Raw genomic sequence first — 21,022 nt, 5'->3', positions numbered from 1 at the left:
TTTGGGTTACATGACAGACTCATAGTGAGCAGAACTGGCTGCCAGGACGTCGAGTGCTGTATTATGCTGCCCTGATACAACAACTACCTACCGAACAAGGAAATATGATACCGGTGACTTATTTATCATTCGCAAATTTTAGGAAAGTGGCCTTCACCAATTCGCATCAGACTCCCTTGCCACATTGATATATCCTTCAACCTACACAAATCAATATTATTTCTGGATCTAACGGAAATGGTAAGTCGACTTGTAAGTACCCCGCTTAACCGAACCATTCACTTTTAGAGATCTTCCGACATACTGTTTATGTCCTCTGAGGAGATCGCCATGCGTAAAGCCCGATTCACCGAACACCAGATCATTGCCGTTCTGAAATCCGTCGAAGCCGGACGCACCGTCAAAGATGTCTGCCGCGAAGCGGGAATATCAGAGGCTTCGTACTACAACTGGAAAGCAAAGTATGGAGGTATGGAAGCCTCCGATATTAAAAAGATGAAAGACTTGGAGGATGAAAACCGACGCCTCAAACAGATGTTTGCTGATCTCAGCCTTGAATGCCGGGCACTGAAAGACGTCATCGAAAAAAAGCTTTAAAGACAGCGATAAAGCGGGAGCTCGTCAGCTATCTGGCGGCACAATTTGCCATGAGCATCCGCCAGGCGTGCAGGACATTATCGCTGAGCAGGACGGTGTATTTTTATCAGCCCGATACCCGGCGTGATGAACCGGTGATCCATGCGCTGACTGAGCTGGCAGAACGCTATCCGCGCTACGGCTTTAAGAAGCTGTTTCAGCTGCTTCGCAGGCAGGCCAATATCTTGAACCATAAACGCGTTCACCGGATTTACTGCCTGCTGAAACTGAATTTTCGTCGTAAGGGAAAACAGCGGCTGCCCGTGCGTATTCCAGCACCACTGGCGACGCCGCAAGCGTTAAACCAGAGCTGGTCCATCGATTTTATGCACGATGCGCTGGTCTGCGGCAGACGCTTCCGGACCTTCAATGTGGTGGATGATTTTAACCGTGAAGCGCTGGCGATAGAAATCGACCTTAATATCCCGGCTCAGCGAGTCGTCCGGGTGCTGGACAGGATCGTGGTAAACCGCGGCTACCCGCTGAAGATGCGGATGGACAATGGGCCGGAACTGGTCTCACTGGCGCTGGCACAATGGGCCGAAGAACATGGCGTGCAGCTTGAATTTATCAAGCCGGATAAGCCAACACAGAACGCGTTTATCGAACGTTTTAACCGGACAGACCGGACAGAAATCCTGGATTTTTACCTGTTCAGAACACTGAATGAAGCACGGGAAATTACAGAGCGCTGGCTGACGGAATATAACAGCGAGCGGCCTCATGAATCCCTGAGCAACCTGACGCCGGAAGAATACCGGCTGATGGCTGAAAAACCGGAACTCTCAAAAAGTGTGTGGAACTAAAGCTGGGATACTTACAAATGCGCCACTCCTCAGCTTCAATTCTGGCCTTTTCTAGTTGCTTTAAAATTAACGGAACAGCCTGTTGCATTGCCGAAATCATCTTAGGGATCTGACTAATTAATCCACATTGTTTTGTCTGCCGGAACTGAAGTAACCATTTTGCGGAAGTATAAGGTGAGTAAAGCTGCAACAGAAATCGTCCAGTGGGCAAGGTATGTTTCTATACGTGAAGAAAAGGTTCACTATTTCTTCCCCGTACCCACTTCCCCATCTGTTCGTCACGTACATAGCGATTCTTGACTTTTTTCGCTGGAACATACTCCGTCATTTCAGCAAGATTAAATGCAAAGTACATATCCCCAATACAAATAATACTTGGAGTATAAGGCCGCCATAGATTACCCCAGCGATGCCCACCCTCTTTCGAATCTTCCTTAATATCGATATCCGCACGATGTAGCCTTTCTCCGGGCACATCCAACGTAACTCGGTATCCCTTATTTCCCAGGGCATCAAAGAATCTACTCAGGAACTCTATCGCACTATCAAATCCCGTATCAGAAACGTTGAGATCCAGTAATTTCTTTTTCGTAGGCTTGTAATAGCCATCTTCTGTAACCGAGGAGACCGGCAGATACGTTTTGAGATCATTTATTAATCCATAGCCATTCCCTGTAACAGGAGCTTGCTTTCGGGTTACGGAAAGTACTGGTTTCGGTAACGCAATGGTGGAAGGTTGCACTGGTGGGTTGCTATTCACAAGCGCCTTTACCACCTTATCCTTTTTCATAGCTGGTAGCTCGGGGATTGCAGGTGCAACCCCTTTCGCCAGCGCTTTCCAGTAACCCGCAAGCGGCCTAGGTATACGCATTTCACTGCATTGTTTCGCCAGTAAATCAGTACTAGTACTAATGCCATACAGGGCAGCTATACGCTCCGCAGGTTCGCGCCAGACCAAGTGATACAGCTCTTCCCGATCTTGGGGGAAAATAGGTGCAGCATTCTTTGGATTAATCTCTGACATTACATCCCCCTTCTTTGGCTAAAATTATCAGAAATCTTTGCCTGCTGGTCATTGAAAGGACTCTAGCCGGGCTCTCCATCGATTGACGTATCAATGGCGTTCGAAATGCCCGTTACCAGCAAAAATCGCTCTGTCAAATAAGATATATTCCTGTGAAAGTGCTTACAACTACACTTCCACTTATTGAATACTCGACAATCCCATCGAATCTATTCATTGATAAAGAAAAAGCCGTACCACACAATCCGGGTGAACAAGAATTGGCTGTAGCTGTGATAACTAGCCTCAGTTGATAGCATCAGCTAAAGTGAGTGCAAACATGAGTATATAAATAACATAAAAAAATAAAAACATTAAATATCAATTCAATAACAGCAAAATCACGGTTTAACGTCTAAACAACTTCCGCTGTCTTATGAGGTTGCAGAAAATCTCACAGAGACTGGAAAAACTTATTAAATCCACGCAATTGCGTGGATTTTTTCTTTCAAGCGGCATGAGAATTCAATCCGGATAACGCATTGTAAACCATTCCAGCAACCAGACTGAAAGCGCGTAGAGCGCACGTCATTCCCCTTCCCTCACCCGTCCGATTATGCAATCACCACGATCTCTTCCGAAACGAACCGCACCACCGATGTTAAGTCGATGAAATTCTTGTGGTCCGGATCGACCTTCTGCATGAAATTGTCGGATGAGTAGAAGGACTCCAGATCATCCAGATTATCGAACCAGCCTTCTACCAGCACGTCATAAGCCGGGGCTGGCGTATTGGGCATGTCGATCGGGTACGACACAACGAATCGACGGATGTATTGGCTTGTTTCCGGAATGGCAAGCAGAAGCGGCGCATGCACGTCACGCCGATAATCACGGAATTCCTGCTGAGTCATGCCTGTAACGCGCTTGAACATAATAATTAATTTGACCATGATTTTGCTCCTGTTGGGCTGGCAGATGTCCGGCTACCCACAGACTCTATGTACTTTGGTCTGGATAATCTATAATTGAAAGTCCTGAATACTTTAGAGATTGTCCCGAATGTCGCTGGATCCGCTTTCCGATATCCTTGCCATGATGAAACCCCAGTCCTATGCGGCGGGAGGTCTTGACCTGGGTGGTGCATGGTCGCTGCGGTTCGACGCGCACAGTGGAATCAAATGTTATGCCTGCGTCTCCGGAGCTGGCTGGATCATCGTTGAGGGAGAAGCGAAGCCGGTCCTGCTGGAAGCAGGTGATTGCGTTCTGCTGCCGAATGGAGTCACGTTTATTCTGACAAAGGATCCGTCGCTTGCACCCACCCCCTTCGGTGATATCTCGCGAGAGGATTGGTACGGGCGCATCGCAACTGTCAATGGTGGCGGTGATACCGTTATGCTCGCCGGGCATTTTGCGTTTTCCGATGCGCATACCAGCCTGCTTCTTGGCGTCATGCCAGCCATTGTGAGCCTGCGCGAGGCCAGCGACAAAGAGGGCTTACGTTCGCTGCTTCAATGGATGTCAACTGAACTGCGCCGGATGCAACCAGGTGTTGTGCTGGTGGCAGAGCACCTGGCCCGCCTGGTGCTGGTACAGGCACTGCGGCTCTATATTGCTCAGGGCGTCGGGCGCCAGACTGGCTGGTTATTTGCGCTGGCCGATCAACAACTGTCGAGGGCGATCAGCGCCATCCACGCCACGCCAGGCGAAGGGTGGACTCTGCCGGTTCTGGCCAGGCGGGCCGGAATGTCGCGGTCCAAATTTGCCGCGAGATTCAAAGCCACCACCGGCACCTCACCGATAGATTACTTAATTCGCTGGCGGATGTTGTTGGCGTGCGAACGCCTGATCCCAGGTATCGAAAGCGTGGCAGCGATCTCGGCGTCGCTTGGATATGCCTCGGAGAGCGCATTCAGTACAGCATTTAAGCGCGTCATGGGCTGCGCTCCCCGCTCGTACAGACTCCGGGTTTGCGATCACAAGCATCCAGAATTTGGGGTCGAACCCTCCGACTCTTTTCACTGAATCACGGGGCGATTTTTAAGATGAAAACCTGCATGTTTTTTGTGCAGAACCACCAGCGGAGATATGATTTGCTCTTCTTTGACAAAGAGAGGTAACCGTCAGTTTTAAAATCCTCCGATGTCAGATCTCCATGTCAGCTTTTCGCTCAAAGCGGCCTGTTATGCCTGTTTATGAAATAAGCTTAACGTAGGATATTTTCCTGGCGGCCCCTGGCTGCAAACGTGCCTGGAATCGACGACTGCATGCTCACGCTAACAGTAAATGAATTGGTTGCGTTGACAGGCAGCTTTCGGCCCTGGGCAGCCGGTCGCGTCGACATCGTATTGATGTCCATCGCATCGCCGCTGGGAATAATACTCAAGAAGGCCAGTTCCGCTGCCAACTTATTCTGCCACACTCCTGTGCCCCGTCATTCACGTCTCGCGAAGCAGTTTCTATCCGCTGGCTAGCGATAAACCGTGGCAGGGGCCAACAACCACGCGCTCCCCAAAGTAGCTGGAGTGGCAGTGCACACGTGAAGCGCGCCGACCTTTGGTCTGCTGCAATATCTTGTTGATTACGGGGTTTTAACACTGCTTCTACTATCGCTAAATGTTAGGGAACCGGCGTTAGTAATCGGTGCCGCGTATGTCCCTAATTTCTTTTTTACTCACGATCGTCAACTATGCGCCAGCTCATTATTCCTCACCATAAGGGATGAAACCGCTACAGGCCAGGGAACAGAGAGTGATGCTTCAGCCTCTCAGCCCACTCCTTTTGTCACCGATCCGCTTACCTCAACGGGCTGAGAGGGGCGTTAAGCATAAAGCGGACTCATCGGGCCAGAGTGAAGGCTCTCATGTTATAATTAATCACGGCTCAAACTTTGTAGTTAGCTGGTAAAAAGTTGGTGCCAGGCAGTGTAACTACCCTCCTCCCTGAAAGGGATACACCTTTTGCTGGAATGACTTTTCTGAAAAGCTGACGGATTTCCCGTGATGAACATGGAGCAAGAAGATGAAATTTCCTGGGACTCCGGAAAATGAAGAAGAGCGACTGAAATCGCTTTATATGATTGATCTACTTGATACTTTTGATGATGAGCGCTTCGAGCGTTTAACCCGCATAGGGAAGAAGTTGTTTAATGTATCGATAGCTCTGATTAGCCTGCTCGACCGTGATCGCCAGTGGCTTCTGGCCTGCCAGGGACTTAATACGCGTGAAACCACGCGCGACGTCTCGTTCTGCGGGCACACTATTATGCAGGAAGGGCCGCTGATCGTTAACGATGCCCGTCTTGATGAACGTTTTCATGATAACCCGCTGGTCACTGGCGAACCCTTTATCCGTTTCTATGCCGGTTATCCAGTGCATCTGCCAGATGGTACGGTGGCTGGAACGCTTTGCCTGATTAATACCACACCGCGCGATTTTAGTGAGGATGATATCGCCTCGCTAAGGGATTTGGCATTTATCGTGGAAGATGAATTTCAGGTAATAGATATGGCGATGACCGATAGCCTGACGGGCATTCTTAATCGACGGGGTTTTTACCGTAGCGGAGAAAAACTTTTTAAGGAACTGAACCGTAATAAAGAGCCGTTCAATATCATCTATTTTGATCTTGATAACTTCAAGTCTGTAAATGACCTCTGGGGTCATGGTGAAGGCGATGAGGTGTTGAAAATATTTTCGGCGCAGCTGAAACAACATTTAAGCACCGGGGAAATCGTTGGTCGCTTAGGAGGTGATGAGTTCGCAGTGTTACTGACAACTGATAGCGATCCTCAGCCTTTTTTGAATAAGCTGCGTGAAGGTTTGGAAGCGTATAACCAGCACGCTGAAAAACCTTATAGTATCAATTATTCATACGGTATCCTTAACAGCTATTCAGGTCAATACAGTTCGTTACTGGATATGGTAAAAGAGAGCGATGCTGTGATGTATTCTGAGAAGCGCAGAAAAAAACCGGAATAACAGACAGAATTTGATGTGAGTAGCTATTTCTGTGCAAACTACCATTCCAGTCAGGAGGGAACATGGCGTGGTTTTCACTTTCTGGGCCTGATACAGAAAATAAAAGCGTTCAGGTGTTGAAAGCCGCTAAAATGAACCCTGAGCCAGAGCAAAACTCTGCCTGCAAACCGGCAACAGGGATTTAGGAGGCTAATAAAACAGAAACGGATAAAAACAGCACAACAACTTAACTCTATGTTTTACAGAGACATGCCCACTAAAGAGCACCATAAGGACACATTTTTAATACGCATTTTGTTTTTTTATCACATTCATTCAGTAAAGCTACTTTGTTGCCGGGGCAGTCCAACTTATCTTCCAGCGTCTGCCAAAGTGACGGGTTGAAGGGCAGGAAATGAATCACTTTAATATTGCGTAGCATACCATTTACCACGTAGCCGAACTCACTGGTTTTAAGAATACTTCCTGCTCTGAGGAAATACTCTCCCTGATAGAACAGAACCAGCCGCAAATTTTTTAACCCCGACAGCAGGGCAAAGCAGACACCTGTTGAAGGACATACTAAATTTCTTTCGATCACCCACTTCATTTCAGTCTCCTTATGTTCTTTTATCAGCGACATAAGACCTTTTGTTATGCAAGGCATTCTCAAATTGACTTTCACCTTAGCCCACAGTTCAGGAATACAATCCTTTGTATAAGGATAAACAACGCCTGAAAAACTTTCTATTGCTCTCTTCTGGAGTCAAAATGTTTAATAATAAGCTTAAGCATGATTTCCAATGGTTACTATTTCCTTTTAATTAAATTTTGTGAGATGAAAGTATAGATGGTAAGCATTAAATCTCCTCGCTATTAAGTAAGAAAGTTTGCAAAAGCATTCTCATTTGATAATTAATGTTGAGATTAATCCTAGCGCGCACCCAGATAATAGCAATACCCGCTTAACAAGTTTTTTATTCTTTACGCTCTTTACTTTGCTTTATACAATTTATTGATCTGAAGGGGTGATGTAAAAAGTTTAAGCATGCTAGACATTTAGCGAAAATTATTCTGCTGCTTCATCGACCAGAAATTGATCCTGATTGATCACTATTTTCCAGCCTGAGTGCTGCGGATAAATATCGTTTATGGAGGTGAAAGCGGAGAGGGCTTCAACCTGATGGCTTAAGGGTTACGGCGGTTGCCTTCAGCACGTTGCGCATTTTGCTATTATCATCCAGCTTTTCCCACAGGCGTCATCTGTCGGCGGCGCCCTGCCCTCCGGCTGCCGCTCACCACGCCAGATGAGCGCAGGAAGCGATTAAACAGGCACGGAAAACTGGAAGCAGGCGCCACGGTGGGGTCTGTCGACCAGGTGAATATCGCTGTCATGTAGCTGAAGAATACGCCGGACGATCATCAGGCCCAGGCCTCCCACGCGGTGTTTACGCATATCAAGTAACGCAGGCCGCATAAACAGATCGGTTTTCTGCTCCTCCGCAATACCTGGCCCACTGTCGTTTATCTGAACCGTGATGCTGCCGGAGTGCAGATACAGGCATATTTCAATTAATCCTTCATCTGGCGTATGCCGCAGTGCGTTATCCAGCAAATTGGTAAACACTCTCTCGATCATCCCAAGATCGGCATTAACTGGCGGCATAGCGGGCGGGATTTCCACACGGATATGCTGATGGCGTGACTCTGCCATCAGCTCAAATTTGTGCAACACATCCTGAACCAGCTCGCTCAGACTGAAGATCTCTTTCTGCGGTTTTACCACGCCATATTCCAGCCGCGCCAGTTCAAACAACTCCTGTGCCAGTTTGCCTACTTTCTGACTCTGCGCCAGCGCGATACCCAGATAGCGTTGGCGATCGGCATGGCTCAGAGAGTCAGCTTTGACCGACAGCGTTTCTAAGTAACCGTGTAATGAAGTCAGCGGCGTGCGCAGGTCATGTGAAATATTGGCAACAAATTCCCGCCGCATCTGATCCTGCATCGTCAGGCTTTGCCACTGCTCATCAATTCGTTTTGCCAGCTGAACAAAAGCCTGCCTGAGCTGAGCAACCTCATCGCCTGGCTGTGCCTCGGCCGATCCGCTCTGCGCCAGCGCCTGAATGGCTGGCATACCGCCGCTGTCCAGTGTGGAAACCTGCTCAGTTAATTTGCGTACCGGGCGCGTAACCCAGCGAAAAGCAATAACGCCAATCACGCTGCCAAAGAGGATCACCATCCCCATTGAGCGCAGCGCCATTTTGATAACAGAGTTGTACTGAGCTTCGCTTGCCAGCGCTGTGTACTCTTCTCCCTGGAGCACGATGTAGACATAGCCTTTCAGTTCGTGACCCGTTTTGAGCGGCGCGGCGCTGAACACTTCGGGCTGACCAGGCGCACGGGGGTTGTCACCATAAACCGGCATGGTCGCGCCCGATAACAGCGCTTTCACCGGCGCAAGGTCAATACTGACCTGCTTTAGTTTGCCTGCTGGCGCAGCATTTTCCACAATGTTACCCTGCGCATCGAGCAGATAAACTTCCACGCTGGGGTTGACCGCCATCAGCTGATTGAACAGTTTATGAACGGCATCCTTGTCCAGCCCCTCTTCACTGAGCAACGGATTGTTACTGGCTATTTGTGAAGCCAGATTGACGGAGAGGCGTTGAATAACTGACTGGCTGTACTGGCTGGCGGTGCGGACCTGCATATAGCCGGAAATGGCACAGCAGGCGACCAGCAACAAAACGAACACCAGCATCAGGCGTTGTGAAAGCGAAAACTGCCGCATACCCCTTCCTCAGGCGTCCTGCGCCCCGGTAGAAAATTTGTAACCTTTGCCCCACACGGTGAGGATCCTTTCCGGTTCCGCGCTATTAACTTCGATTTTGATCCGTAAGCGATTGATATGGGTATTTACCGTGTGCTCATACCCCTCATGCTGGTAGCCCCAAACCTGATTCAACAGGCTGAGTCGGGAGAAAACTTTGCCCGGATTTTTAGTAAAGAAATAGAGCAGATCAAACTCCCTCGGCGTCAGCTCAATCAACTGTTGATGGAGAAAAACTTCCCGCGCCACGGGATCAATAGTCAGTCCAGAGAAACTTAATGTGCCGGCATCCATCTTCAGGTTGCGCGCCATCGCTTCCTGGCGGCGGAACAGGGCTTTCACTCTGGCTACCAGCTCCAGCATCGAGAAGGGCTTTGCCAGGTAATCATCCGCGCCAAGCTCTAACCCCAGCACCCGGTGAACTTCACTGGCGCGGGCGCTGATAATAACTATCGGCGTGTAGCGCGTCATATTGCGCGCCCGACGGCAAATTTCCAGCCCGTCCACACCTGGCAGCATCAGATCAAGGATCAGCGCATCCCAGCCCCCTTTTTCCAACAGCGCCACGCCCTGATTGCCGTCAGCGGCATGAGTGATGAGATAGTTTTCATCGCGCAGATGCAGTGAAAGCAGCTCGGCGATGTCGGCATCATCCTCAATGATCAATATTTTTTTGCTCTCCACTGGCGGCCCCTGACTGCGGATTATTTATGCAGTCTACACAAAGCCCCTGCCCGGAGTTATCACATTTTGTTTAACTCTGCGTGAGGTCTTGGGGATCTGCTTCGCCCAATACTGACCCGGTCGAAACGCATTGCCTGAGGAGAGACTACATGGATCTGCCAACCTCTGATGCAGCCAGTAAACCAGTGGTCATTCATCCACTCTGGCTGCGTGTGGTGCACTGGCTCAACGCGCTGGCCGTATTGATGATGGTCGCCAGCGGGTGGCGAATTTACAACGCTTCACCGCTGTTTGCTTTCGAGTTTCCGGGCGATATCACGCTGGGGGGCTGGCTGGGTGGCGCACTGCAATGGCACTTCGCTGCAATGTGGTTATTTGGATTTAACGGACTGATTTATCTGCTACTGAATTGGCTTACTGGCCGGTTTAAAGAGAAATACTGGCCGTTAAGCTTTACGGCGCTGGTTCGCGATCTGGCCCAGGCCTTACGGGGGCGCTTACAGCATGCTGACTTACGGCATTACAACATGGTTCAGCGCATGGCTTACGGCTTTGTGATGTTTGACGGCGTACTGCTGACGATTTCAGGATTAGTGCTGTGGAAATCCGTACAGTTTCCGCTGCTGAGAGAGCTACTGGGCGGCTATGACACCGCGCGTTATCTCCATTTTCTGGCAATGGCTTCACTGATGGGGTTTGTGGTGCTGCATGTAGTGATGGTGGCGCTGGTGCCAAAAACCCTGCTGGCCATGATCCGTGGACGCTAAGGAACTGCAATGAAGAAAATTATCAACCTGTTCGCTTCAGTCCACAACCAGGAGATTGTGGCAGAAGCGCAACAGCTGATCGCTCGTCAGCTGGACACCTCTTCGCGCCGGCGGTTTCTGCGGCAAGGGCTGACGTTAGGGGGCATTGCGATGCTGTCAGGCTGTGATATCAGTGATAACGCCAGTGTGGATAAAGCCCTGAATGCCATCTCTCGCAGTAACGATCGGGTACAGCACTGGCTCTTTGGCAGCAATCGTCTGGCACCGATCTATCCGGAATCAGCCATTACCCGCCCTTTTCCCTTTAATGCGTTCTACGACGAAGCAGAGGTGCCCGAAGTCAGGGGTGAAACTTATCGCCTGAAAATCGCGGGGAAAGTATTGGATAAAAGAAGTTGGTCACTGCCAGAGCTTTATAACATGGCGCAGGTCAGTCAGGTGACCCGCCATATTTGCGTGGAGGGCTGGAGCGCAGTGGGCAAATGGGGCGGCGTGCCTTTTGCTGATTTCCTCCGGCTGATTGGGGCTGACCTGAGCGCGGAATACATCAGTTTTAAGTGCGCAGATGACTATTACACCAGTATTGATATGAAGACGGCCCTTCATCCTCAAACGCTACTGGCGCTGACCTGGGATGGCAACATTCTGCCTGCCAGATATGGTTATCCAATGAAATTAAGGATACCTACCAAGCTGGGTTATAAAAACCCCAAACATATTCAGGTAATTGAAGTAACTAACACCTTCCCTGGCGGTTACTGGGAAGACCAGGGCTACAACTGGTTTGGCGGCAGCTGAACCTCTTTTCCGCCTGCTCCCTGCACATCCTGTGCTGACTGAAACTAAGGAACGACCATGAAAAAGATGATGAATGTAGTGCTGATCTCCGGCGCCATGATAATGGGTATGGCTGGTGTAACCTATGCAGCTGACAGCATGAAAAAAGAGGGCATGTCACAAGACTGTATGAAAAAGGAGGGTATGGATAAAGAGGGGATGAGCAAAAAATGCATGCCAAAAGATCATATGAAGAAGGAGAGCATGTCGAAAGCCTCGATGTCAAAAGACAACATGAGCAAAGGAGCGATGTCTGACGGCAGTATGAACAAAGACAATATGAAGAAAGATGAGATGAAAAAAGGCAGCATGAGTCAATAAGCTCGCGGATCCCTGCCTTATTTTTTATCTCTCCTGGCAGCCTGCCAGTGGCAGGCTGTTTGCTATTTATCTACCGACAACAGTCAGGCTAACTGATTGGTCAGAAAACAGTTAATCCGCCGATAACAAACGCTCCCCTGTTTTTTACTCTTTGGCTTATTTGTAAATAACCGCAGTTCCATAGAGATGGTTGTTTCCACTGGCTGAAATAATCTGGAAAGAGGTTGCGCCCTGCCCGGCGGCTTTTTCAGCCAGGCTTTTTTGCAGCTCATCCAGGTTATTCCCGAAAACTGACGCGTTAATTACCCCCTGCCGTTGTGCGTTAACAGGGACAGTGCTGACTTCTGTTGCGGCCAAAGTGGCAAAAGAAGCGGCAGTAAATACGATTGCAGTGATGGCTTTGGTCAGGTTTTTCATAATGTGTTCATTATTAAGTTTTCAGGCCCACCGGATGCGGGCAGTCTGGTATTTATTCGATACTGCATAAAATATCTGCGTCAGGGTGGCTGGCTTGATCGGCTACAGCTTCTTAACGATAACTGGCCAGCCATGCCCCATTATTGCGATAAGCTTTTTGCCGCTTTCTCAATCAGGGCGGCTACTTTTTCCGGCTGCGAGGCGTAAATGGCGTGACTGCCCTTCAGCTCCGTCACGGTGCTGTGCGCACGCTGAGCCATAAAGCGCTCCAGCTCAGGATTGATGGCGCGATCTTCCGTGGAGACCACCGCCCAGCTCGGTTTGCTTTTCCATGCCGGTGCGCCTGCCGGTGTGTTAAAGGCCGCCGCCGCCGTCATAACCTGAGAGCGCGCCATAAAATCAGCCTCTTTTGCCGGCAGGTCGGCAGCAAAGTCTGCGTGGAAATTTTCAGGTTTCAGATAGAGATAGTGATCGGTGGTCTCGGTAATCGCCTTGCTGGCCGGCGGGTTTTTGCCGGCAAGGGTCAGCAGCGACTCGCCTTTCTCTGGCTGGAAGGCCGCCACATACACCAGGCCCGCCACCGACGGGTCATTTCCCGCCTCGCTGATGATCATGCCGCCGTAGCTGTGGCCCACCAGCAGCGTTTTTCCTTTCTGTAATGCCAGCACGCGGCGGGTCGCGGCAACGTCATCAGCCAGCGAGGTTTCCGGCTCCTGCACCACGGAAACGTTATAGCCCTCTTTGCCCAGAATACGCGCCACCGGTAACCAGCCAGAGCCGTCAGCAAAAGCACCGTGCACCAGCACCACGTTTTTCACCGGTTCAGCCACTGAAGCCTGAGCAAAGGTGGAGAGGAACAAACTTAATGCCAGGGAGGTCAATGATTTTTTAAACATGATTTTTTCTCGCAAATGTCTGGAGCCGCTCCGGTTCACTGACCGGCAGAGGCGCGTTCACGCATGAACAGGATTATGCAGAGGAGGCGTGCCGTCAGGCCGCCTCCTCACCGCCGGATGTTATTCAGCCAGCTGCTTAAGAAGCTGTGCCGCCGTGGCCGCAGAAGAGGTCGGGTTCTGACCGGTAATCAGCAGGCCGTCGCTGACGACATAGGAACTCCAGTCCGCGCCTTTGGAGTAGAGGCCGCCTTTGGCAATCAGTTCGTCTTCCACCAGGAAAGGCACAATCCGGGTCAGGCCGACCGCTTCCTCTTCGGTATTGGTGAAGCCGGTGACCTTTTTACCCTGAACCAGCGGCGCGCCCTCAGGCGTTTTGACGTGGCGAAGCACGCCGGGTGCATGACAAACCAGCGCGACGTTTTTGTTTGCCGCCAGGAAGGCCTCGATTAATGCGATGGAGTGCTTGTCTTCCGCAAGATCCCACAGTGGGCCATGGCCACCCGGATAAAAGACCGCGTCGTAATCGGCCTGCGACACGCTGTCCAGGCGGACCGTTTCGGCCAGCTGCGCAATGGCGTCGGCGTCGGCCTCAAACCGGTGCGTCTGCTCAGTGCGGAAATCAGGCTCGTTGCTTTTTGGATCTAACGGCGGGTTGCCTCCTTTTGGCGAAGCCAGGGTGACTTCTGCGCCCGCATCTTTAAAGGCGTAGTAAGGCGCTGCCAGCTCTTCAAGCCAGAAACCTGTTTTGCGTCCGGTATCACCCAGCTGATCGTGTGAGGTCAGAACCATAAGAATTTTCATCGTGTATCTCCGGTAAGTTAACGTAGTTTGTATTTAGTAGACCGGTCGTCTCTATATCAGGTAAAAACCGGCCTTGTGATTTTGTCTCTCTACAAAGAGAGTGCTCAATGCTGTATTACTCCGCTAAGCAAGTCTGCCGCGATGAATTCATCTTAGAGAGATCAAAGCAGCCCTGGAAGGCATGTTGTTATCCTGTGACCATGAGTCACTGGCTAAGTGTCAGGCCATACAGCTCTCCTCTTCCTGCGGACGAAACAATCGAAAAAGAGGGTTCTGTTCAGGTAGAGTGTCATTTTACCCCAGCACCCTGCGAGTGGAGCCAACCTGAGGAAGACACCCTACCACCTGTCATGTCTTGCTCTCTGCGTGTTCTACAACAGCAACTGGGTAAGAGGAAGGGGTTTTCAGGGCAGTACTTTATTCCACGTTAAGTCACGCTGAAAAACTCCATTGTGGCGCAGGATCAAGTAAGCTTTAACTGTCATAAGCCTGACTTTCTCCACTTTAACAGTTGCTGGTCGCTGGTCGCTGTGCGCTTTGTGGTTTAGCAGGAATTCATCAGCGGGCGAATATAAGCCTGCTAAAACAGTGACATTAGCGCCTGGACACCTTAATAAGACACTTTTCCTGCTTCTTAACGCAGAGTTACGTTCTCTGTCGCAATAAAATTAAAGGGATTTTTTATGACCTCAAAATGGCACTGGTTGCTCTCACAAATGACCCGCAAGCTCTGGTTCCGCACATCGCTTTTCGCCATCCTCGCTGTGATAACCGCCCTGATATCCATTGTGTTTAAGTCTTTTATGCCACCTGCGTTATCAGGCCTGGTTGGCACTGATGCGGTGGATAAAATTCTGGGCATTCTGGCTTCCAGTATGCTTGCAGTGACCACCTTTTCACTCAATATCATGGTTTCTGCTTACAACGCCGCCAGCAGTAGCGTGACACCACGCGCTACCCGACTGCTCGTTGAAGATCCCACCACACAGAACGTTCTGGCCACATTTATAGGTTCTTTTTTATATAGCCTGGTAGGCATCATTGCGCTGAGTATGGGGGCTTACGGTAAAGAAGGCCGCGTTGTACTGTTTTTCGTTACGCTGGTAGTGATTATATTAATCATCATTACGCTGCTACGCTGGATACAGCACCTTGCTCAGTTTGGCCAGTTAGGCGAAACCACGCAGCGTGTAGAGGACGCAACGCGCCGGACCTTTCTTGATCGTTTACACAATCCGCTTTCGGGTGCCAGCGAATGGCGTGAACAGGTCCTCTCAGCGGAGAATGCTACCCCCTTTTATTTAAAAGATGTGGGCTATATTCAGCATATCGATATGCAGTCGCTCTCGGATCATGCTAATGAAAAAGCGCTGTTAATATTTATCGCCAGACAGCCGGGAGAGTTTATTCACCCTGCGGAGCCTCTACTTTGGATATCTCCTGCGCAGGCGAAGGTCGATACAGAACTGCTGATTAGCAGCTTCACCGTCAGGCCACAGCGCTCTTTCGATCAGGATCCAAGATTTGGTTTTTGCGTGTTATCGGAAATTGCCTCAAGAGCTCTTTCTCCCGCAGTTAACGACCCGGGTACCGCTATTGACGTAATAGGACGCGGCGTGAGGTTGCTTTCCCACTGGCCCAGCGTGTCAGAGCGCGACAGCAGCGTTCATTATCCTCATCTTTACATGCGTCCGCTGAATCCCGCCGAGCTGTTTGATGATTTATTCACCGGCATCGCCAGAGACGGAGCAGGAATGATTGAAGTACAGATAGCACTGCAAAAGGCATTGAAGGCGCTGGCAGCGATAAACCCTTCGGTATTTGCTGTTCCAGCTAAAGAACACCGCCTTCAGGCAATGGAGCGCGCCGGGCATGCACTTCAGTCAGACTATGACCGGCGGCGTTTAAGTCAATTTCAAGAGTGAGGGACACGGGAAGGCTCCTTTACTTAACTTCGCACCAGGTACGTTTGCTCTGTTGACACTATATTCATTAATTATTTCCGTTTTATGCAGCAGGACACCAGGTTTTTCAGTCAGATTTACAGAGGGCGTGGGAAATGGCGCTATCTGTGCGCAACCGGCTGCTGCGTCAATGCTGACGCTATCTGTAAATCAGCAGCGGCTTAAGTGGCTTCCCTGCCTGGCGGTTCAGAATGTTACCTGGGGCTGGGCAACCATAACAAAGCTATTAGCCCCGCCTGGCTGACTCTGTTTACGTTGCTGAGTAAGATTTGACAGATCGTCTTAAAAGAGACTTTCAGAGTGAAGGAAAATCAACATGCTGAATGTTGCAGCAATATTTTTGTCTGTCACTGCCCTACTGGCTTATTTAAACAGGCGTTACGTGGGGCTACCTCCGGCTATCGGCGTCATGGGCATTGCATTGCTCATCTCCCTGGTGAATATGTTCGCCGACAGGATGGGTTTTCACCTCTTAAACGAGCTTGAGCACTCTCTGGTCGAATCTGTTGATTTCTCTGAACTACTGATGCAGGGAATGCTGTCACTTTTGCTGTTTGCAGGTGCTCTGCATGTTGATTTCAAACAATTGCGGGCTTACCGGTGGCAGGTGGCCTCTCTGGCATTCCTGGGAACGGCAATCTCTACTCTGCTTATCGGTACCTCTTTATGGGGAATTCTCTCACTCAGCGGGCTACAGCTGCCTTTTGCTTATTGCCTGATCTTCGGTGCGTTAATCTCGCCTACCGACCCAATTGCCGTGATAGGCATTTTGCAGTCTGCTGGTGCGCCCAAAAATGTTGAACTCGTTATGTCAGGTGAGTCACTCTTTAATGATGGGGTTAGCGTAGTGCTGTTTTCCTTGATTTTTACCATGCTGGGGAACGGAGAAGTCCCTTGCGTGGCCGAGGGGGCGATCCTGCTGTTGAGAGAAGCTGGCGGTGGTGCGTTGCTGGGAGCGATTATCGGTTACGTTATCTATTTAATGCTTAAAAGCATCGACAGCTATCAGGAAGAGGTGATGCTCACCCTCGCCGCAGTACTGGGCGGCTATGCGCTGGCAACACACCTCGAGGTATCCGGCCCGCTGGCTATGGTAGTGATGGGACTGATTATCGGTAACCAGGGGCGTTCATATGCCATGTCAAAAGAGACAGAACGGCATGTAGATATGTTTTGGGAGCTTATTGACGAAATACTCAATGCAGTGCTTTTTGTGTTAATTGGGCTTGAGGTGATATTACTTCATTTCAGCCATACGCTTATTGGCGTTGCATGCATGGTTATTATTCTTACGCTCTCTGCACGGTTGCTTACGGTGGGCCTGCCTGTTGCGTTGTTTACGAATCTGTTCCGGTTGCCAAAAGGATCCTGGGCGGTACTGACCTGGGGCGGGTTGCGGGGCGGCATCTCTGTAGCGCTGGCGCTTTCACTGCCTGCGGGTGATGCCCGCGACACCGTTGTTTCCCTGACTTATCTGGTTGTTGTGTTCTCGGTGCTGGTGCAGGGCATGTCCATTGGCAGGCTTGCCAGCTGGGTTATCAAACGTGAGTGACTGCTTAACTAAAAAGTTGCACAGATAAGTATGACTTGCAGGCTGAAACTCTCTTCAAGTCGACATCAAACCCTGGAAACCAGCAGAGGTCTGGTACATTCCTGATGCGCTGCATAAAGTAAAGGAATTGGTGGAAAATCATCACCAAAGCTGATGCTTCACGTTATATTAGCGCCACGGAGTCAGGCTGGAACAGCATTCATGGCTCTTTTTATCGTTAAGGAGCTTCCATGAATAACCCCACGGCGCAGCAACCAGCACGGAAACGTCCGATGAAACTCACTACCTCCGTCAGCCTGATGGTGAGTACAGTGATCGTGGCGGTGCTGGTGGTGGTCCATTTTTTCTATTTTTTGCAGATTTCCAGCGTGACGCGACAGAGCGTTGAGCATAAGGCGCTGGCGGTGGCCCGCACGCTGGCGAACTCCCCGGATATCCAGCACGCCCTGCTTTTACCCGCAACCCTTAACCTGATCCAGCCAGTCGCCTCTCAGGTGCAGAAGAGCAACGACCTGCTCTATGTGGTGGTGACCAATATGGAGGGCATTCGCTATTCCCATCCGGTCAGGGAAGCCATTAACCAGCATTTTATCGGCCCGGATCTGCGCCCTGCACTGCTGGGTAAAGAAAACGTCTCTGTTAACCAGGGCCAGCTGGCGAAAGCCCTGCGCGTTTTTACCCCCGTTTATGACCCGCAACACCGCCAGATCGGTGTGGTGGTGATTGGTATCTCGCTGAGTGAAGTGAATGCGCAGATCAATCAGAGCCGCTGGAATATTCTCTGGACGGCGCTGTTCGGGAGTCTGGTGGGCGCGGCAGGCACCTTCTGGCTGGTCAGGGCTTCCCGCAGAATGTTATTCGGCCTGGAGCCTTATGAAATCTCGGCACTGTTTGAACAGCGCCAGGCGATGCTGTACGCCATCAAAGAGGGGGTAGTCGCCGTAGATCTCAACGCGCAGGTGACGCTGATTAATCACGCCGCCCGCAAGCTGTTTCGTGAAACCGGCATGCCGCAGGCTTCAGAACAGGAGATTGTCCGGAACCTGGAAGCTTCCGGCCCGCTGATCGCCAACCTGCGCGCCGTGCTGAACAGTGGCAAGCCCCAGCGTGATGAAGAGATCCACTTCCGGGGACGCGATCTGTTGATCAACACCATGCCGGTCAGCAGCAAAAACAACATCATCGGCGCGATTTGTACCTTCAGGGATAAAACGGAAGTCACCCGGCTTACCCAGCGCCTGAGCGGGATGGTCAACTATGTCGATACCCTGCGTCAGCACTCCCATGAATTTATGAATAAGCTGCATGTCATTCTGGGTCTGTTGCATATGAAAAGCTACGAGCAGCTTGAGGCATACATTCTGAAAACTGCCAACAACTATCAGACTGAAATCGGATCGCTGTTGCGAAAAATAAAGTCGCCGGTGATAGCTGGTTTTTTATTAAGTAAACTTAACAGGGCTTCAGATCAGGGGCAGCGGCTGGTACTGAGTGAAGAGAGTTTCCTGCCGGACAGAGGCAGCGAACAGCAGGTTTCGGTCCTGATCACCGTTCTGGGGAATCTTATTGAGAATGCGTTTGATGCCCTGAGCCAGCAGCCGGAAGGTGAAGTCAGCGTGTTGCTGCACTATCAGCAGGGCTGGCTGACCTGCGAAGTCAGCGATGACGGGCCGGGAATTCCGCCGGAACAGCTTGACGCTATCTTTGAAAAAGGGTTTTCCTCCAAAGGCGAGCAGCGCGGAGTGGGTTTATTCCTCTGTAAGCAGCAAACCCTGAGCCTTGGCGGCGAAATTATTGTAGAGTCCGACCCTGGGGTTTATACCCAATTTTTAGTCCAGCTTCCCTGGGATGGAGGAGAAGAGAACGCATGTTAAATGTTTTAGTGGTCGATGATGATGCGATGGTGGCCGAGCTAAACCGCTGCTACATCGGGCAGATCCCAGGATTTTCCTGCTGCGGCGTGGCCTCCACGCTGAAACAGGCCAGAGAGATGGTGCTGCACAGCGATCTGCATATCGATCTGATCCTGCTGGATATCTATATGCAGCAGGAGAACGGGCTGGATTTACTGCCGGAAGTTCGCGCTGCGAAGCGCACCATTGATGTGATTGTCATCTCTTCAGCGGCGGATGCGCAGACCATTCAGCAATCTCTGCACTATGGCGTGGTGGATTACCTGATCAAGCCGTTTCAGTTTGCCCGTTTTGAAGAGGCGCTGACCGGCTGGCAGCATAAAAAGACGCTGAAAGAGACGCACAGCTGGTACAAGCAGGAGGATGTGGATGCGCTGCTGCATGGCAACCTGCCGGAGATGGCTGATGCGCACCGCCTGCCCAAAGGCTTAACGCCTCAGACCTTGCGCACGCTTTGCCTGTGGATTGATGCGCATCCGGACACAGAATTTTCTACGGACGACCTTGCCGCTGCGGTGAATATTTCGCGCGTTTCCTGCCGTAAATATCTGATCTGGCTGGCGCAGCGGAAAATCCTCTCCACCAACCTGCACTATGGGCTGACAGGAAGACCGGTTTACCGTTACCGTTTACAGGCCGAACACGCCCAGCTTCTTAAACAGTTTTGTCAGTAACGATCTCAGGCTGAAATTCGCTATCCAGCAGAGTAAAAGATGAGAGCCGCTGTGAAGAACAGATGACCTGGCCCGCTTTGGTGACGAAAATGGCTTCCAGCTCTGGCCGGGTATGAAGATAAGCGAGGCCTTTTTCCACCCCCATGCCGTACAGCAAGGTGGTGGCGATGTCACCCTCAATGGAATCTTCTGAGATAACGGTGACGCTGAGCAGTTCATTATCCAGCGGGTAGCCGCTGCGGGGATCAAGAATATGGTGATAGCGCTGGTTGTTGAGTTCGAAATAACGCTCATAAATGCCAGAGGTCACTACTGATTTACCCCTGACGTTGATCACACCAATCAGGGCATCCGGGGCGGCAAAAGGCTTTTTCAGGCCAATGCCCCAGCCCGCCTCTTCCGGCGGGCCGCTCAGGGTCTGGATATTTCCCCCCAGATTGATCAGCGCCTGCGTCACGCCTTCCCGCTGCAAATAATCCCGCACCCGATCGGCAATATAGCCCTTAGCAATGGCACCCAGGTCGATCTCCATGCCCTTTTGTTGCAGAAACACCGTACAGGCCTCTTTGTCCAGCAATACCTGGCGGGGATCGGTGAGCGGAAGAAGCGCCTCGATCTCCTCCGCAGGCGGGATACTGTCGCCCCTGAAGCCGATTTTCCAGCGCTTAACCAGCGGGCCAATGGTGAAATTAAACAGGCTCTCCGGAAAAAGGCTGGCGGCATGGGCGCAGGCAATAAGGTCGAAAACCGGCGGGCTGACCTTAACCGGATGCAGCCCCGCCGCCTGGTTGATACTCATCACTTCTGACTGCGGACGATTGACGGTAAGCAGGATTTCATACTGCTTGATCAGGCGGAAGACGCGTGCGGCGAGCGCTTCATCATGTTCAAACAGCTTTAGCAGAATCGGGGAACCCATTAACACGGCGGAGTAAGCACATACCCGTTCTTCAGCTGACAT

General features: G+C 50.8%; 18 protein-coding genes and 1 pseudogene. 10 read left to right on the top strand and 9 right to left on the bottom strand.

What is annotated here, in order from left to right; genetic code table 11:
- Nucleotides 1-330 precede the first annotated feature (330 nt).
- Nucleotides 331-1,442, top strand: a protein-coding gene (locus AAH450_RS03595; RefSeq protein ID WP_342908946.1) for an IS3 family transposase whose coding sequence is annotated in 2 segments (ribosomal slippage) — nt 331-592 and nt 592-1,442 — 1,113 coding nt in all. Because the reading frame shifts where the segments join, the coding sequence is not laid out codon by codon here.
- A gap of 16 nt (nt 1,443-1,458) precedes the next feature.
- Here the strand turns inward: AAH450_RS03595 and AAH450_RS03590 are convergent.
- Both AAH450_RS03590 and AAH450_RS03585 read right to left on the bottom strand, forming a co-directional pair.
- A pseudogene (locus tag AAH450_RS03590) lies at nt 1,459-2,466 on the bottom strand (hypothetical protein); the annotation flags it as partial.
- A 593-nt stretch (nt 2,467-3,059) separates the two neighbouring features.
- Nucleotides 3,060-3,398 (bottom strand): EthD domain-containing protein, encoded by a 339-nt coding sequence (locus AAH450_RS03585; RefSeq protein ID WP_342908945.1) that lies wholly within the window; start codon nt 3,396-3,398, stop codon nt 3,060-3,062.
- 109 nt (nt 3,399-3,507) lie between these two features.
- Between AAH450_RS03585 and AAH450_RS03580 the strand changes: the two genes are divergently transcribed.
- Together AAH450_RS03580 and AAH450_RS03575 are read left to right on the top strand one after the other, a co-directional pair.
- Nucleotides 3,508-4,470 (top strand): AraC family transcriptional regulator, encoded by a 963-nt coding sequence (locus AAH450_RS03580; RefSeq protein ID WP_342908944.1) that lies wholly within the window; start codon nt 3,508-3,510, stop codon nt 4,468-4,470.
- Between the two features lie 996 nt (nt 4,471-5,466).
- The gene (locus AAH450_RS03575; protein ID WP_342908943.1) at nt 5,467-6,426 is read left to right on the top strand and encodes a sensor domain-containing diguanylate cyclase; all 960 of its coding nucleotides are present in this window, start codon (nt 5,467-5,469) and stop codon (nt 6,424-6,426) included.
- Nucleotides 6,427-6,682: 256 nt separating this feature from the next.
- On the opposite strand, the gene AAH450_RS03570 is transcribed toward AAH450_RS03575, so the two are convergent.
- The 3 genes from AAH450_RS03570 to AAH450_RS03560 all read right to left on the bottom strand — a co-directional run bounded on the left by AAH450_RS03570 (nt 6,683) and on the right by AAH450_RS03560 (nt 9,919).
- Nucleotides 6,683-7,015 (bottom strand): anti-adapter protein iraM, encoded by a 333-nt coding sequence (locus AAH450_RS03570; RefSeq protein WP_342908942.1) that lies wholly within the window; start codon nt 7,013-7,015, stop codon nt 6,683-6,685.
- A gap of 714 nt (nt 7,016-7,729) precedes the next feature.
- Nucleotides 7,730-9,196, bottom strand: coding sequence for a HAMP domain-containing sensor histidine kinase (locus AAH450_RS03565; protein ID WP_342908941.1), 1,467 nt, complete (start codon nt 9,194-9,196; stop codon nt 7,730-7,732).
- Nucleotides 9,197-9,205: 9 nt separating this feature from the next.
- Nucleotides 9,206-9,919, bottom strand: coding sequence for a response regulator transcription factor (locus AAH450_RS03560; RefSeq protein ID WP_342908940.1), 714 nt, complete (start codon nt 9,917-9,919; stop codon nt 9,206-9,208).
- 149 nt (nt 9,920-10,068) lie between these two features.
- Here AAH450_RS03560 and AAH450_RS03555 point away from each other — a divergent pair, with 149 nt between their 5' ends.
- The 3 genes from AAH450_RS03555 to AAH450_RS03545 are packed head-to-tail and all read left to right on the top strand — an operon-like array spanning nt 10,069 to nt 11,844.
- Nucleotides 10,069-10,686 (top strand): cytochrome b/b6 domain-containing protein, encoded by a 618-nt coding sequence (locus AAH450_RS03555; protein WP_342908939.1) that lies wholly within the window; start codon nt 10,069-10,071, stop codon nt 10,684-10,686.
- Between the two features lie 9 nt (nt 10,687-10,695).
- The gene (locus AAH450_RS03550; RefSeq protein ID WP_342908938.1) at nt 10,696-11,484 is read left to right on the top strand and encodes a molybdopterin-dependent oxidoreductase; all 789 of its coding nucleotides are present in this window, start codon (nt 10,696-10,698) and stop codon (nt 11,482-11,484) included.
- A 57-nt stretch (nt 11,485-11,541) separates the two neighbouring features.
- Nucleotides 11,542-11,844: a pentapeptide MXKDX repeat protein gene (locus AAH450_RS03545; RefSeq protein WP_342908937.1), complete on the top strand. Its 303-nt coding sequence runs from the start codon at nt 11,542-11,544 to the stop codon at nt 11,842-11,844.
- A 156-nt stretch (nt 11,845-12,000) separates the two neighbouring features.
- Here AAH450_RS03545 and bhsA read toward each other — a convergent pair whose 3' ends face one another.
- The 3 genes from bhsA to AAH450_RS03530 form a co-directional block, all read right to left on the bottom strand.
- Nucleotides 12,001-12,261, bottom strand: coding sequence for a multiple stress resistance protein BhsA (bhsA, locus tag AAH450_RS03540; protein WP_342908936.1), 261 nt, complete (start codon nt 12,259-12,261; stop codon nt 12,001-12,003).
- Between the two features lie 140 nt (nt 12,262-12,401).
- A complete protein-coding gene (locus tag AAH450_RS03535) occupies nt 12,402-13,157 on the bottom strand; it encodes an alpha/beta fold hydrolase (protein ID WP_342908935.1) in 756 nt (251 codons plus the stop codon).
- A 120-nt stretch (nt 13,158-13,277) separates the two neighbouring features.
- On the bottom strand, nt 13,278-13,958 hold the full coding sequence (locus tag AAH450_RS03530) for a type 1 glutamine amidotransferase domain-containing protein (RefSeq protein ID WP_342908934.1): 681 nt from the start codon (nt 13,956-13,958) through the stop codon (nt 13,278-13,280).
- 683 nt (nt 13,959-14,641) lie between these two features.
- Here AAH450_RS03530 and AAH450_RS03525 point away from each other — a divergent pair.
- The 4 genes from AAH450_RS03525 (at nt 14,642) to dcuR (ending at nt 20,061) form a co-directional block, all read left to right on the top strand.
- Complete coding sequence (locus tag AAH450_RS03525; RefSeq protein ID WP_342908933.1) at nt 14,642-15,883, top strand: DUF2254 domain-containing protein; 1,242 nt, start codon at nt 14,642-14,644, stop codon at nt 15,881-15,883.
- Between the two features lie 355 nt (nt 15,884-16,238).
- Entirely contained in the window at nt 16,239-17,474 is a 1,236-nt protein-coding gene (locus AAH450_RS03520) for a cation:proton antiporter (RefSeq protein WP_342908932.1), read from the top strand.
- A 230-nt stretch (nt 17,475-17,704) separates the two neighbouring features.
- Nucleotides 17,705-19,348 carry a sensor histidine kinase gene (locus AAH450_RS03515; protein ID WP_342908931.1) on the top strand — a complete coding sequence of 548 codons (1,644 nt, stop codon included), beginning with the start codon at nt 17,705-17,707 and terminating at the stop codon, nt 19,346-19,348.
- Nucleotides 19,342-20,061: a two-component system response regulator DcuR gene (dcuR, locus tag AAH450_RS03510; RefSeq protein ID WP_342908930.1), complete on the top strand. Its 720-nt coding sequence runs from the start codon at nt 19,342-19,344 to the stop codon at nt 20,059-20,061. Before AAH450_RS03515 ends, dcuR begins: the two co-directional genes overlap by 7 nt.
- Here dcuR and AAH450_RS03505 read toward each other — a convergent pair.
- The gene (locus AAH450_RS03505) at nt 20,042-21,022 is read right to left on the bottom strand and encodes an FAD:protein FMN transferase (protein ID WP_342908929.1); all 981 of its coding nucleotides are present in this window, start codon (nt 21,020-21,022) and stop codon (nt 20,042-20,044) included. The two genes, dcuR and AAH450_RS03505, sit on opposite strands and share 20 nt — an antisense overlap.

The organism is Erwinia magellanica (genome assembly GCF_039023495.1).
In the GTDB taxonomy this organism is placed as follows: Bacteria; Pseudomonadota; Gammaproteobacteria; order Enterobacterales; family Enterobacteriaceae; genus Erwinia.
This window is presented reverse-complemented; position numbering and strand designations above follow the sequence as displayed.

Coding starts and splice junctions, on each gene's coding strand:
- AAH450_RS03585 (WP_342908945.1), bottom strand. CDS start 3,398: ATGGTCAAATTAATTATTATGTTCAAGCGCGTTACAGGCATGACTCAG.
- AAH450_RS03580 (WP_342908944.1), top strand. CDS start 3,508: ATGTCGCTGGATCCGCTTTCCGATATCCTTGCCATGATGAAACCCCAG.
- AAH450_RS03575 (WP_342908943.1), top strand. CDS start 5,467: ATGAAATTTCCTGGGACTCCGGAAAATGAAGAAGAGCGACTGAAATCG.
- AAH450_RS03570 (WP_342908942.1), bottom strand. CDS start 7,015: ATGAAGTGGGTGATCGAAAGAAATTTAGTATGTCCTTCAACAGGTGTC.
- AAH450_RS03565 (WP_342908941.1), bottom strand. CDS start 9,196: ATGCGGCAGTTTTCGCTTTCACAACGCCTGATGCTGGTGTTCGTTTTG.
- AAH450_RS03555 (WP_342908939.1), top strand. CDS start 10,069: ATGGATCTGCCAACCTCTGATGCAGCCAGTAAACCAGTGGTCATTCAT.
- AAH450_RS03550 (WP_342908938.1), top strand. CDS start 10,696: ATGAAGAAAATTATCAACCTGTTCGCTTCAGTCCACAACCAGGAGATT.
- AAH450_RS03545 (WP_342908937.1), top strand. CDS start 11,542: ATGAAAAAGATGATGAATGTAGTGCTGATCTCCGGCGCCATGATAATG.
- bhsA (WP_342908936.1), bottom strand. CDS start 12,261: ATGAAAAACCTGACCAAAGCCATCACTGCAATCGTATTTACTGCCGCT.
- AAH450_RS03535 (WP_342908935.1), bottom strand. CDS start 13,157: ATGTTTAAAAAATCATTGACCTCCCTGGCATTAAGTTTGTTCCTCTCC.
- AAH450_RS03530 (WP_342908934.1), bottom strand. CDS start 13,958: ATGAAAATTCTTATGGTTCTGACCTCACACGATCAGCTGGGTGATACC.
- AAH450_RS03525 (WP_342908933.1), top strand. CDS start 14,642: ATGACCTCAAAATGGCACTGGTTGCTCTCACAAATGACCCGCAAGCTC.
- AAH450_RS03520 (WP_342908932.1), top strand. CDS start 16,239: ATGCTGAATGTTGCAGCAATATTTTTGTCTGTCACTGCCCTACTGGCT.
- AAH450_RS03515 (WP_342908931.1), top strand. CDS start 17,705: ATGAATAACCCCACGGCGCAGCAACCAGCACGGAAACGTCCGATGAAA.
- dcuR (WP_342908930.1), top strand. CDS start 19,342: ATGTTAAATGTTTTAGTGGTCGATGATGATGCGATGGTGGCCGAGCTA.
- AAH450_RS03505 (WP_342908929.1), bottom strand. CDS start 21,022: ATGTCAGCTGAAGAACGGGTATGTGCTTACTCCGCCGTGTTAATGGGT.